Annotated in this window: 15 protein-coding genes; 4 read left to right on the forward strand and 11 right to left on the reverse strand. The window is 73.8% G+C overall.

Annotation, left to right across the window (positions count from 1 at the left end; genetic code table 11):
• Positions 1 to 37 precede the first annotated feature (37 nt).
• Entirely contained in the window at positions 38 to 766 is a 729-nt protein-coding gene (locus ACIP93_RS10715; protein WP_345223525.1) for a TetR/AcrR family transcriptional regulator, read from the forward strand.
• Positions 767 to 769: 3 nt separating this feature from the next.
• On the opposite strand, the gene ACIP93_RS10720 is transcribed toward ACIP93_RS10715, so the two are convergent.
• The 3 genes from ACIP93_RS10720 to ACIP93_RS10730 all read right to left on the reverse strand — a co-directional run bounded on the left by ACIP93_RS10720 (position 770) and on the right by ACIP93_RS10730 (position 3173).
• Entirely contained in the window at positions 770 to 1480 is a 711-nt protein-coding gene (locus ACIP93_RS10720; RefSeq protein WP_345223527.1) for a DUF4230 domain-containing protein, read from the reverse strand.
• Positions 1481 to 1690: 210 nt separating this feature from the next.
• Positions 1691 to 2512 carry a tyrosine-protein phosphatase gene (locus tag ACIP93_RS10725; protein WP_401757426.1) on the reverse strand — a complete coding sequence of 274 codons (822 nt, stop codon included), beginning with the start codon at positions 2510 to 2512 and terminating at the stop codon, positions 1691 to 1693.
• Positions 2513 to 2579: 67 nt separating this feature from the next.
• On the reverse strand, positions 2580 to 3173 hold the full coding sequence (locus ACIP93_RS10730; RefSeq protein WP_401757428.1) for a rhomboid-like protein: 594 nt from the start codon (positions 3171 to 3173) through the stop codon (positions 2580 to 2582).
• Between the two features lie 89 nt (positions 3174 to 3262).
• Between ACIP93_RS10730 and ACIP93_RS10735 the strand changes: the two genes are divergently transcribed.
• The gene (locus tag ACIP93_RS10735) at positions 3263 to 3667 is read left to right on the forward strand and encodes a hypothetical protein (RefSeq protein WP_380836976.1); all 405 of its coding nucleotides are present in this window, start codon (positions 3263 to 3265) and stop codon (positions 3665 to 3667) included.
• A gap of 82 nt (positions 3668 to 3749) precedes the next feature.
• Here the strand turns inward: ACIP93_RS10735 and ACIP93_RS10740 are convergent, their stop codons facing one another.
• From ACIP93_RS10740 to glnII, 7 genes are all read right to left on the reverse strand, one after another.
• Positions 3750 to 5192 carry a DUF1996 domain-containing protein gene (locus ACIP93_RS10740; protein WP_401757430.1) on the reverse strand — a complete coding sequence of 481 codons (1443 nt, stop codon included), beginning with the start codon at positions 5190 to 5192 and terminating at the stop codon, positions 3750 to 3752.
• Between the two features lie 154 nt (positions 5193 to 5346).
• The gene (locus ACIP93_RS10745) at positions 5347 to 6090 is read right to left on the reverse strand and encodes a trypsin-like serine protease (protein ID WP_345226522.1); all 744 of its coding nucleotides are present in this window, start codon (positions 6088 to 6090) and stop codon (positions 5347 to 5349) included.
• A 179-nt stretch (positions 6091 to 6269) separates the two neighbouring features.
• Positions 6270 to 6860 (reverse strand): response regulator transcription factor, encoded by a 591-nt coding sequence (locus ACIP93_RS10750; RefSeq protein ID WP_345226525.1) that lies wholly within the window; start codon positions 6858 to 6860, stop codon positions 6270 to 6272.
• 38 nt (positions 6861 to 6898) lie between these two features.
• Positions 6899 to 8182: a sensor histidine kinase gene (locus ACIP93_RS10755; RefSeq protein ID WP_401757432.1), complete on the reverse strand. Its 1284-nt coding sequence runs from the start codon at positions 8180 to 8182 to the stop codon at positions 6899 to 6901.
• A 129-nt stretch (positions 8183 to 8311) separates the two neighbouring features.
• On the reverse strand, positions 8312 to 8968 hold the full coding sequence (locus tag ACIP93_RS10760) for a winged helix-turn-helix domain-containing protein (protein WP_401757434.1): 657 nt from the start codon (positions 8966 to 8968) through the stop codon (positions 8312 to 8314).
• A gap of 125 nt (positions 8969 to 9093) precedes the next feature.
• Entirely contained in the window at positions 9094 to 9216 is a 123-nt protein-coding gene (locus ACIP93_RS10765; protein WP_345223545.1) for a hypothetical protein, read from the reverse strand.
• A gap of 59 nt (positions 9217 to 9275) precedes the next feature.
• A complete protein-coding gene (gene glnII / locus ACIP93_RS10770) occupies positions 9276 to 10295 on the reverse strand; it encodes a glutamine synthetase (RefSeq protein ID WP_345223547.1) in 1020 nt (339 codons plus the stop codon).
• Positions 10296 to 10798: 503 nt separating this feature from the next.
• Between glnII and ACIP93_RS10775 the strand changes: the two genes are divergently transcribed.
• On the forward strand, positions 10799 to 11704 hold the full coding sequence (locus ACIP93_RS10775) for a Gfo/Idh/MocA family protein (protein ID WP_401757436.1): 906 nt from the start codon (positions 10799 to 10801) through the stop codon (positions 11702 to 11704).
• Between the two features lie 11 nt (positions 11705 to 11715).
• Here ACIP93_RS10775 and ACIP93_RS10780 read toward each other — a convergent pair whose 3' ends face one another.
• Positions 11716 to 12081, reverse strand: a complete 366-nt coding sequence (locus ACIP93_RS10780) for an arsenate reductase family protein (protein WP_345223552.1) — start codon at positions 12079 to 12081, stop codon at positions 11716 to 11718.
• 124 nt (positions 12082 to 12205) lie between these two features.
• Here ACIP93_RS10780 and ACIP93_RS10785 point away from each other — a divergent pair, with 124 nt between their 5' ends.
• Positions 12206 to 12508: a hypothetical protein gene (locus ACIP93_RS10785; protein ID WP_401757438.1), complete on the forward strand. Its 303-nt coding sequence runs from the start codon at positions 12206 to 12208 to the stop codon at positions 12506 to 12508.
• Position 12509 lies beyond the last annotated feature (1 nt).

Below are 12509 nucleotides of genomic sequence, written 5' to 3' on the forward strand. Positions count from 1 at the left end.
GTGCCGCCGTGCGGAGGACGGCGGTTAGGCTGGGAGGATGACGACCGGGGTGCGCCGCAGGATGGGCGTCGAAGAGCGCAGGCAGCAACTGATCGGCGTGGCGCTGGAGTTGTTCAGCCATCGCTCGCCCGACGAGGTCTCCATCGACGAGATCGCGGCTGCCGCGGGAATCTCCCGGCCACTCGTCTACCACTACTTCCCCGGCAAGCAGAGCCTGTACGAAGCCGCCCTGCGGCGCGCCGCGGACGAGCTCGCCGCCCGCTTCGACGAGCCGCGCGAAGGGCCCCTGGGCGCGCGGCTGCTGCGGGTCATGGAGCGCTTCTTCGGGTTCGTGGACGAGCACGGCCCCGGCTTCTCGGCGCTGATGCGCGGCGGGCCCGCGGTCGGGTCCTCGACCACGAACGCGATGATCGACGAGGTGCGGCAGGCCGCGTACGAACAGATCCTCGACCACCTGGGGGTGGGGAACCCGCCCGCCCGGCTCGCGCTGGTCGTGCGGTCGTGGGTCTCGCTCGCCGAGTCCACGGCGCTCCTGTGGCTCGACGGGCGGGAGATCCCGCGCGCCGAGCTGGAGTTGCAGCTCGTCCACGACTTCGCCGCGCTGATGGCGGTCGGCGCGGCGTACGATCCCGCGACGGAGCGGATCGTCCTGCGGATACTGGCCGACGAGCCGCCGGACGGGCCCTTCGGGGAGCTGGTGGGACGGCTGGTGGGGATGGCGTCGGCACTGCCGGCGGTGCCGGGGCCGCGGGGGACGGCGACGTAGCGGTCACCTGTAGGTGACCGTGATGTCCTTGAAGCCCAGGGAGCGCAGCAGGCCCTGGAGCATGCTCGTGGTGTTCTTCTCGGCGCGGGCGAGCAGTTCGCTCTCCTTGGCGGCCTCGCCGATGCGCTGGGCGGCGAGCTGGTTGACGGCCCGCTCGTCGTTCGGGTTGTCGGAGAAGAAGTCGCCGAGCCGGTCCAGCAGACCGCGCTGCTTGGAGACGGCGTACGAGCGGTCCGGGTCCAGGGCGGGCTTGCCGAGGGTGGCGTGCGGGAGCCGGATGACGGCGGCGGTGCGGTCCTCGTTGACGGTCACGTCGCCCTTGCCGAGCCTGCCCAGGGCCACGCTCGCGCCGACGGTGCCCGCGCCGACGTAGAGCGTGCGGGTGCCGCGCAGGGCGTCGGGGAGGAACTTGGCGTCCTTCTCCAGGTCGACGACCACCTGGAAGTTGCCCGCGGCCGCCTCGTAATCGCTCATGTCCTGGAGGGACTTGAGGACGGCGGGACCGGTGCGGTCCTTGGTCTCGGTGCCGAAGAGGCCGCCGAGGCCGGGGATCAGGAAGAGGCGGGTGCCCAGCAGGAGGGCGGCGACCAGGGCCAGCAGGACGCCGGGGATCTTGATCCACAGGGGGATGCGGCGGGGGTGGACGGGGGCGGGGGGTGGAGTGCGGGGACTCTCGGTGTCCCCGGGCCCCGGAGGCGCTTCGGTGCGGTCCATAGGGGGCGGATGCCCGGTGGGGGGCGGCTTTACGCGGGGACCTCGCGGGGCGGCGGGGCCGGGGCGGGGCGGGGCCGTCCCGGGTGCCCCGGGGGCCCCGTCGGGCGCGCCCCGGGTGCGGGGACGCGCGGCTTCGTGGGCGGTCGCTCGCGCAGTTCCCCGCGCTCCTGACGGCGTGCCCTCCGGGCGGCCGTCCCGGGCGCGTGCCGGTCACGCCTCCTGGGTGAGGCGGGTGCGGAGGCGGGCCACCGCGGCGTCCGGGATGCCCAGGCCGTCCCGTACGTAGGCCTCCATCGAGCCGTACGCCGCGTCGACCTCCGCCAGCGCCGTCGCCAGGTACTCCGGGACGACCCCGATGACCGCCTGCGCGATCTCCGGGTCGCCGCCCTTCGCCACGAACCCCGCGATCAGCGGCTCGAAGGCGGCCCGCACCGCCGGGTTCACCGCCAGGTACTCCGCCTCCACCGTCCGCGGCGACGCCCCCAGCAGGGTCAGCACGATCGTCGCCGCCCACCCCGTGCGGTCCTTGCCCGCCGTGCAGTGGAAGAGGAGCGGGCCCGCGTCCGGCGCCGTCAGCTCCAGCAGGAAGGCCCGGTAGGCGGCCCGCGCGGAGCCGGAGGAGACCAGGGCGCGGTAGGTCTCCGCGAAGAGGGTCTGGGCGCGGCCGCCGCCGAGGTGCTCCTCGGCCAGCGCCGGGTCGGAGAGGACGTGCTTCAACTGCGCCGCCGCCGGCTTGTCGTCCGCGCCCCCGCGCGCCACCGCCGCCGCGATGGTGTCCGCCAGCGCGTCCGCCACCACCAGCCGCGCCCCGGCCGGCACCCGGTCCGGGTGGTCCGTCCGCTCGGCCGTGCTGCGGAAGTCCACGATCGTCGCGATGCCCAGCGCCGCCACCACGGGGTCCGTCCGCGGGTCCATCCGGTCGAGCTGCCCCGCCCGCAGCAGCAGGCCGGGGCGGACGGTGCGGCCGTCGGCGAGGGGGAGGCCGCCGAGGTCGCGGAGGTTGGCGACGGTGGTCGACGCGAGTGCGGTCATGGGGGTGGGAACTCCTGGGCGTGAACGGGGCTGACGGGCGCTTTCCGCCACCGTACGCGGCCCCCGCTCAGACGGCCCGACGGCCCCCGACCAGCGCCGATCCCAGCCCGACGCCCAGGGCGAGCGCCGCGAAGTGCCCGACGTCGGTGAAGGTGGGCCGGTCCCTGTTGAGGAGCGGACGCGCGCCCAGGGCCAGCAGCGTCGCCCGCGCCGCCAGCCGGAGCGGACCGCGCGGCACCGCGGCCGTCAGCGCGCCCAGCACCGCGTTGAAGCCGTAGCTGGCGCCCACGTCCACCGCCGAGCGGGTCGCCGCGTCCGCGCCGGTCGCCCGCAGCCCCCCGTACACGATCAGCGTGGCGGCGGTGTGGCCGAGCAGGAAGACCCCGGCCGCCCACCAGGCGCCGTACGCGTACTCGGCGTATCCGAGGACCGCGAGCAGCAGCAGCGCGTACGGCAGCGGCATCGGCTCCTCGACGACGAGCGCGCTGGTCAGGAGGGTCTCCCAGTGGCCCGCTTCGAGCTGGTCGACGTTGGTGGAGCAGGCGCGCAGGAAGTCGTGGCGGTGGCCGGGCTCCGGCAGGTGCCGCCGCGCGGCGTGCGCGCCGAGCTGGACGCCGCCCACATACGCGGGGGCGAGGACGGGGAGGTCCGAGAGGTGCATGGGGGCATGATCGCGCACCTCGGTTAACGGACGTGTCAGAAGCGGCCGTTCGCCCTCGCCGATCACGCCGGGCGCGCCACCATGGGCCGATGCGCGAACGAACGGCTGCCGTGGTGTGCGGACTCCTGCTCGGTCTCGGGCCGACCGGCTGCGGGGAGCCGCCCGGGCCCGCCGAGGCCACCGGGACCCTGGAGGAGCTGGCCGCCCTGGCCGGGTGCGAGCCGCGGATCGGCACGGACGCGGCGCAGATCCGGCAGGCCGACTGCCGGGCCGGGAACTCCCGTTACGTCCTCGCGGCCTTCGCCAGCGACCGTGGGCGCGCGGAATGGCTCGACCAGGCCACCGACTACGGCGGCAGCTACCTGGTCGGCCGGCGGTGGGTCGTGGTGGCCGACGGGCCCACCCTGGCCCTGCTGCGCACGCGGCTCGGCGGAGTCCTCCTGACCGGCTCCTCGCACGCCCCGGCGGGCCCGCACGGGGGCCACGGACCGTGACCGGCGTCGGCCCGTGGTCCCTGGTGCGGAGACCGGGTCAGCGGCAGCGGTAGCCCGTGGTTCCCCCGCGCGAGGGGCCGGGTCAGCGGCAGCGGCGGCCCTCGTTGATGCAGCTCACCATCCGCCGCATGACCCTCTCGTCGAAGACGTTGATGAAGTCCCCGTGGTCCGTCACCGGCTTGTGCAACTGCTCGGGGAAGGAGTCCACCGCGAACCCCGGCCCCCGCGGCACCGCGTACACCACCCGCTGCACCAACTGCGGAATCGGCCGGAAGCCCAGCTCGCACGACCCGTCGGGGCGGGTGAAGGCGACATGGGCGCGGTGGTTGGCGCTGTCCGTGTTGCGCCCGTCCCAGCAGCTCTGGAAGCGGAAGGTCCGCACGACCCGGCTGCCGCGCGGGCAGAGGGGGTACTTGTCCTTCAGCTGCCGGTCCTCGAAGCCGGTGCAGCTCCACGACGCGTTGGCGTTCGCCGTGCCGTTGGTGAACGCCTTCGCGTCCCCCGTGACGATCCGCAGGAACCGCGGCATCGCCGTCACCTTCCCCGTCGGATTCCCGGCGAATTCGAGGGTGACCTGGCGCGGCGTCTGGATCTCCCCGGTGTTCTGGTCCTTTCCGCCGCCGTCCGCCGCCGCGTCGTCCTCGGCCTTTCCGTTCTGGAGACGCAGAACGGGCCAGTAGTACGTCGAGCGGTCACCGGGATTGCGGCAGGTCGTCCGGCCCGACGCGAGAACGCCGTCACTCGCGAAAGCGTCCGTCGCCTGGTTTCCGACGTAATCGTGCATGTGGTGGGCGCCATTGCGCACACCCGGCGCGACGATGACATTGTCGGGATTGAACTTCCCGTTCTCGTTGCGTCCGCAGAAGGTGCTGAAGACGCCCCTGGACGCGCCGGGCCGGGGGCGGGCCTGCGGGGCGCCGGGGCGCACGGAACGGATGTCGACGAAGTCGGAGCGCTCGGGCCCGTTCCCCTGCCGGGCGCCGTCCGGCGCGCCGTCCTGCGGTGTGCCCCCCGCGGACCCGGGCGGACCGGAGCCCGCCGTCTCCTGCGTCGTGCACTCCGCCAGCCGCTCCAGCCCCGGCGGCCGCTCCGCCCCCGGCCGGCGCTCCACCGCGTCCCCGATCCGGGCCAGCGACGCCGCCCGCTGTTCCCGCAACGGGCCCAGCACCGCGTCCTGGCCTGCGGCGCTCCCCGCGTCCGCGAACGCGCCGTAGGCCTCCGTGAGGCGGCTGTCCATGGCGGCCAGCTCCCGGTCGACCTCCTGCCGCGCCTCCCGGGGAATCCCGGGCAGCGCGTGCGACACGTCCGGGCAGTTGATCGTCCCCGTGCGCGCGCCGGCGGGTGGCGGGGCGGGGTCCTCCGAGGCGGAAGCGCTCACGTTCAGGGCGATCAGGCCGCCCCCGCCCAGGACGAGCGCGGCGCTCGCCGCGATCGTCCGTTTCACCAAAGGGGAACGTTTGTGCTTTTTCGAATGTGCGGTCTTGTCCAGGCGTGCGGTCTCGTTGCGGCGTGCTGTCTTGCCCATGGGATTCCTTCGGGGAACGTGCGATCTTCGCGCTCTGCCACTGCCGGGCGAAGTCCCGTACGGATGCGGGGAACGATGTGTTCAATCCTTTCCCGCGCGCCCCGCGCATTTCGGCCGCGTCCCCGAAGTTGCCGCCGAATACGGCGAAGTGCCCTCAGGCCTTGAGCGCCCGCTGGTAAAGAGCCCGCGCCGGGGACCCGAAGAGCGCGGCCGTCGACTCCGCGTCGGTGTCGCCGCCGCTCAGCACGCCGATCAGTCTGCCGGGGCGGTCCGGGCCCCGGTAGTCGGTCAGCCAGGGGCTGCCGCTGGTGCCGTTCCAGAACCCCGCGCACTCCATGCGCACCATGCCGGGCAGGTCCTTGTCGGCCCTGCTGTCGGTGGTGCAGGTGACGGGGTGGTTGTCGGGGTTGTGGTCGGGCTCCGGGTAGCCGACCACGGTCACCTGCCGGTCGGGGCCCGACTCCCAGTCGAGCCCGGCGGCGCCCACGACGTCCTGCACGTTGCGCCCCTGCGCGTCCGGCTCCAGGGCCAGGAACGCGAAGTCGTACGGATCGTCCTCCTGTTCCTGCCAGCGGTCGTCCACCTGCACGGAACGCACCTTCCAGGCGCCGTACGGCTGCTTGCCGACGCCCTGGCCCGCGAACCCGGGGGCGAAGGAGATCGTGCGCGGCTCCGAGCTGTCCGCCTCGTACACGCAGTGCGCGGCGGTGGCCACGATGTTGCCCCGGGGGCTGTCCACCACGCTGGCCGTGCACCAGTGGTCGTCGCCGTCCACCAGGACGCCGATGAACGGCGGGTAGTCGATGACGGCGGCCGACTTCCGCGGCACGGGGGAGGGCCCGGCGTCCAGCCGGGGCGCGGAGGCGACCGGCCCGCCGCACGCGCCGACCAGCGTCATCAGCGCCACGCCTCCGGCCGCCGCGGCACCCCGCGATCTCCACGTCCTCCGCTCACCCACGTCGGCAATCTCCCTCGCCCGCTCGCATCCGGCCACCCGCTGACAGGTTAAGCATGTGTCCCGTCGGCGTCGTGTCCATGCGCCGCGCCCGGCGAGGGCCCCGGGTGCCGCCGGGTGCGTCAGCGGTCCAGGTAGGCCAGCACCGCCAGCACCCGCCGGTTGTCGTCGTCCGACACCGTCAGGTCCAGCTTCCCGAAGATGTTCGACGTGTGCTTGGCCACCGCGCGCTCCGTCACGAAGAGCTGCGCCGCGATCGCCGCGTTCGACCTGCCCTGCGCCATCAGCTCCATGACCTCCTTCTCCCGGGGGGTGAGCTGGGCCATCGGCCGGTCCTGCGCCCGCCGCGACAGCAACTGCTGGATGACCTGGGGGTCCATCGCCGTGCCGCCGTCCGCCACCCGTCGTACCGCGTCGACGAACTGCTCCGCGTCGAAGACCCGGTCCTTCAGCAGGTAGCCGATGCCGCCGTCGCCGTCCGCGAGCAGCTCGCGCGCGTACAGCTGCTCGACGTGCTGCGACAGGACCAGCACGGGCAGTCCGGGTCTCGCCCGTCGCGCCGCCAGCGCGCACTGGAGGCCCTCGTCGGTGTGGGACGGCGGCAGCCGGACGTCGACGACGGCGACGTCCGGCTGCAGTTCCGCGAAGGCGCGGGTCAGTTCGGGGCCCGTCTCGACGGCGGCCAGGACCTCGAAGTCGAACGCTTCGAGCATCCTGACCAGGCCGTCGCGGAGCAGGAAGAGGTCTTCGGCTAGCAGGACACGAAGGTTGCGCAAGGAATCTCCATGGTCACCATGGTGGGACCGCCCGCGGGGCTGCTGACGGCCAGAACACCGTCGAATGTACCGAGTCGGCGTTCGACTCCGCTCAGCCCCGACCCCGCCCCGATCCGGGCCCCGCCCCGCCCGTTGTCGGTGACCGACGCGCGCAGCATGCCGTCCGTTCCGTGCAGGTCGATCCAGAGGCGGTCCGCCCCGGAGTGCTTGACCGCGTTGGTGAGGACCTCGCTGATGGCGAAGTACGCCGCCGACTCGACCGGTGCGTCCGCCCGCCCGGGCAGGTCCACCTCGACCTCGGTCTCGACGGGCAGCCGCAGCGCGAGCGCCCGCACCGCGTCGCCGAGGCCGCGCTCGGCCAGCACCGGCGGGTGGATTCCCCGGACCAGGTCGCGCAGCTCGGTCAGCGCCTCGGCGGACGAGGCGCGGGCCGCCGCGAGCAGCTTCTTCGCCTGCGCGGGGTCCTTCTCCACCAGCGCCTCGATGGTGCCCAGGTTCATGCCCATCGCCACCAGCCGGGCCTGCGCGCCGTCGTGCAGGTCCCGCTCGATGCGGCGCAGTTCGGCCGCCGAGGTGTCCAGCGCGTCGTGCCGGCTCTCGGTCAGCGTCTCCACCCGCCGGGCGAGCGCGGCCTGCTTGGTCGGCGCGAGGAGGACCTGGCAGAACCGGAAGTGGGAGCGCAGGATCGCCGGGTTCCAGCGGAGCCCGAGCAGGAGGAACACCGCGCCCACCGGGAGGGTGAGCAGTCCCGTCTCCTGGCTGTCGACCCGGATGAAGGCGTACCAGTTCGGGTCGTTCTCGAAGACCCGCCACAGCCCGCACGCGTACGCGACCGCTTCGAGCGGATAGAAGAGCAGCAGCGCGGGCAGCAACGCGGTCATCAGGCCGACGGTCATGTCGAGGAACAGCCACTGGAGGTCCCGCCAGGTCGCCGGGTCCTTCAGCAGGTGCGCGACCAGCTCCACCTGCCCGGTGATCCCGGGCCGCCGGTCGGCGGGCAGCGGCCGGTAGGGCACCGGGATCGGCACGTCCGCCCACGCGCCCGCCAGGGCCCGCCGCCGGTCGGCCCACCGGCGGGTCGCCGCCAGGACCGGCGGTGTGGTGAACAGCCCGACCCCGATCACCATGAGCACCAGGGAGATCAGCGTCAGGCTGAACAGCACGCACGACACGACGACCGCGGAGACCGACAGGCCGAGCCCGCGGACCCCCGCGAGCGCGGACGCGCGTACCGACGCACGTATCTTGATGGCATTCATGGTGGTCTGTCCCTCTCCGCCGGCATCCCGTGTGCCGAGTGCACCCCCAGTCTCGCCGGTGCGGAGGGACGGCGTCACCGGGCCCCGCACCCGGAAAGGGGGTGTACCCAGCACCACCCCGGCGGGCTCCTACGGGGCGTACTTGTAGCCCACCCTGCGCACCGTCTGGATGCTCCGGCGGTGCTCCGCGCCCAGCTTGCGGCGCAGCCGGGCGATGTGCACGTCCACGGTGCGGCCGTCGCCGACGTGACCGTACCCCCACACCGTGGTCACCAGCTGGTCGCGCGTGTGCACCCGGTGCGGGTGCGCCACCAGGTGCGCGAGCAGCTCGAACTCCAGATACGTCAGGTCCAGCGCCCGACCCTCGACCTCGACGATCCGCCGGGACCCGTCGATCCGCACGGCCCCGTCCCGCACGTCCCGCACGGGCTCGGGCCCGGCCGGCTCCTGCACCAGCACGGGCTGCGCCTGCTGCGGTACGTGTCCCTGGTCGGCCGGTACGAGGACCAGGTAGCCCACCATCGGCGGACGGCCCGGCAGCGCGGGCAGGGTGTGCTGGGGCGCGGGCAGCCAGGTGGCCCCCGGCGGCAGGTAGTCGGCGACGTCGTAGGCCGGGCGGACCGGGGCGGCGGCCGGCGCCTGCGCCACCTCGTCGCGGTCCACGGCCCGCAGCCGGTGGGCCGGGGGGCGCAGCGGTTCGTGGACGCCGCGCCGCTGGACGAGGTTCGCGGTCATCGCGGAGGAGGCGGAGTACGTACGGGTGCCGGTGGTACGGGAGTTCGCCATGGCGGGTCAGCTCTTTCGCGCGGAGGAGACCGCCGCGGAGAGCCGCGCGGCGGCATGGGGTTCACCTCAAGATGTGCGCGCGGGCCGAAGGCCGTACGGGACCGGTCGCCCGGTGCGTGACGGCGTTAGAGGGGCCGCGCGTTCGTCGCGCGACAACAGACCCGGTCGAAGTCGTGGTGCTGCCGGGAAGGCCAGAACGGCTCCAGGTCGGAGCGACCCGGGGCGGTGGAGTTCTGGAAGCCGGTCATGCGCCTATTGAAGCATGTGCGCGCCAGGGGGAGGAGCCCCCCTGGCGCGGGGAACGTGCTCAGACCTGGCCGGCCTTCTCCAGGGCGGTGCAGCAGGTCTCGACGATCAGGCGGGTGACCACGTACGGGTCGACGTTGGCGTTCGGCCGCCGGTCCTCGATGTACCCCTTCTTCTCCTGCGCGACCTGCCAGGGGATGCGCACGGACGCGCCGCGGTCGGAGACCCCGTAGCTGTACTCGTTCCACGGCGCGGTCTCGTGGAGCCCGGTCAGCCGGTCGTCGATCCCCGCGCCGTAGTTCTTGACGTGGTCCATCGGCTTCGAGCCCTCGCCCAGCGACTCGCACGCCGTGACGATGGCGTCGTAGCCCTCGCGCATGGCCCGGGTGGAGAAGTTGGTGTGCGCGCCCGCGCCGTTCCAGTCGCCCTTGACGGGCTTGGGGTCCAGGGTGGCGGAGACGCCGAAGTCCTCGGCGGTGCGGTAGAGCAGCCAGCGGGCGATCCACAACTGGTCGGAGACCTCCAGCGGGGACAGCGGGCCCACCTGGAACTCCCACTGGCCCGGCATGACCTCGGCGTTGATCCCCGAGATCCCGAGGCCGGCCGCCAGGCAGTGGTCGAGGTGCTTCTCCACGATCTCGCGCCCGAAGATCTCGTCGGCGCCGACCCCGCAGTAGTAACCGCCCTGCGCGGCCGGGAAGCCGCCCGCCGGGAAGCCGAGGGGGCGCTCGCCCTCGAAGAAGGTGTACTCCTGCTCGATGCCGAAGACCGGCTCCTGGGCGTCGAACCGCTCGGCCTGCGGGCGCAGTTCGGCCCGCGTGTTGGAGGGGTGCGGCGTCATGTCGATGTTCAGCACCTCGCACAGGACGAGGATGTCGTCGCCGCCGCGGAGGGGGTCCGGGCAGGAGAACACCGGGCTCAGGACGAGGTCCGAGGCGTGGCCCTGGGCCTGGTTCGTGCTCGACCCGTCGAAGCCCCAGAGCGGCAGGGCCGCCCCGTCGGCCAGGATCTTCGTCTTCGAGCGGAGCTTGGCGGTCGGCTCGGCGCCGTCGATCCAGATGTACTCGGCCTTGAACGTCACGGACGCCATCCTTTGCGGGTTCTGCTGCTGCGCGGCTGCGGGGCGGGCCACCGGTGCGGCGGCGCTCGGCCCGCGGCGGCTGCGGTGATGGTCGGCAGCCTGTCAACCCGCCATTTCCCACCCGTTGCCCCTACGTGAACCCCGTGTTACCTCCCCCCAGCCCCTTTGGACGTCCCAGCCGCCCTGCCACCCCCGTCCTCTTGGGCGACGGGGCCGCCCCGAGGGGGCGGGACGGGCGGCCCCTCTCGCTCCCGGCCCGCCCGGGTGCCGCCCCCTGTGTGAGCGCCTGCGCCGGGCCACCTCCTTCACCAGGGCCGGGAGCCCAGCCCCCGTGCCGGACGCGTCAGCCCCGTCCTGCGAACGCAGGAGAGGCCCCGGACCCGCCCCTTTCCCTAAAGCGCTCGCCGCGCGGCCAGGTGCACGGTTCCGTGCGGATGCGTCGTGGCTGGTCGCGCAGTTCCCCGCGCCCCTGAGGCAGCACCGCCCCGTGCAGACTGGACCCCATGACGACACCCGCCCCCCTCCGCATCGGCCTCCTCGGTACCGGTCCCTGGGCCGCCCGTACCCATGCTCCCGCCCTCGCCGCCCATCCCGGCGTCCGCCTCCAGGGCGTCTGGGGCCGTCGCCCCGAAGCGGCCGAGGCCCTGGCCCGTGCCCATGCCACCACCGCGTACGCGGACCCCGACGCCCTCTTCGCGGCCTGCGACGCGGTCGCCGTCGCCCTGCCGCCGGACGTCCAGGCGCCCCTGGCCGTCCGCGCCGCGCAGGCGGGCTGCCACCTGCTGCTGGACAAGCCGGTCGCCACCACTCCCGGGGGCGCCCGCGAGGTCGCCGACGCGGCGGAGGCCGCAGGCGTGGCGTCCGTCGTCTTCTTCACCCTGCGCTTCGCCGCCGGCGTCGCCCCCTGGGTCGCCGAACAGGCCGCCGTCGGCGGCTGGTTCACCGCCCGCGCGCACTGGCTGGGCGCGCTCTTCTCGCCGGACTCGGACAGCCCGTACGCCGCCTCCCCCTGGCGCGGCGAGAAGGGCGCCCTGTGGGACGTGGGCCCGCACGCCCTGTCCGTGCTGCTGCCGACGCTCGGCGACGTCACGCACCTCACGGCCGCCGCGGGCCCCGGCGACACCGTCCACCTCACCCTGCGCCACGCCTCGGGCGCCTCCAGCGTCACCACGCTGAGCCTGAGCGCCCCGCAGGAGGCCGCGGGCGTCTCCATCGAGCTGCGCGGCACCGACGGCGTCCACGAGCTGCCCGCCGAGTGGGGCCCGGCGACCGACTCCTTCGGCACCGCCACGGACGCCCTCCTGGAGGCCGTCCGCACCGGCGCCCCGCACCCCTGCGACGCCCGCTTCGGCCAGCGCGTCACCGAGATCCTGGCCCGGGCCGAGGCGGCCCTCTCCGCCGCATCCTGAGCCGGCGGGCCCTACCCCCGCCGCCCGAGCGCGTCCCGTACCGCTTCCTCCGTCCGCCCCACCACGGCCGTGCCGTCGTCCGCCGTGATGATCGGCCGCTGGATGAGCTTCGGATGCGCGGCGAGCGCCGCGACCCAGCGCTCCCGCGCGTCCGCGTCCCTCGGCCAGTCCTTCAGCCCGAGCTCCTTCGCCTCGGCCTCCTGGGTGCGGGTGATGTCCCACGGCTCAAGGCCCAGCCGCTCCAGCACCTCCCTGATCTCCCCCTCCCGCGGCACGTCGTCGAGGTAGCGCCGCACGGTGTACTCCGCCCCTCCCTCGTCCAGCAGCCGCACCGCCGACCGGCACTTGGAACACGCGGGATTGATCCAGATCTCCATGCCCCAAAGCTACCCCCGACCCCACCCGCCCCGTGGCCGCGAACCCCCTCTGGCCAGGGCCGATTGTCAGTGGTGCCCAGTAAAATGGGAAGCGTCCGAGAGGGTCCGTGAACGCCTCAGGAGGATGCCCGTGACCGCTGCCGCACTGCTGACCGACACCCGCCCCCGCAAGCCGAAGTCCACCCCTCCCAAGCCCCTGCGGAAGAAGCCGCTCCCGGCCGGCCTGCCGCGCGAGTGGTACATCTCCCACAACCGCCGCCTGAAGGCCATGCGGCTGGCGATAGTCCTGATGGACACGGGCGTCTACGTCCCGGAGAAGGCCACCAACCGCAAGATCCGCACCACGGCCGCCCGGGTGGGCATCCACCCGCCGTCCAACACGACGTGCCGACTGGTCCGCGACCTGATCCGCGACGAGCTGAGCTGAT

It is taken from the genome of Streptomyces sp. NPDC088745 (assembly GCF_044751045.1).
Lineage (GTDB): Bacteria > Actinomycetota > Actinomycetes > Streptomycetales > Streptomycetaceae > Streptomyces > Streptomyces cremeus.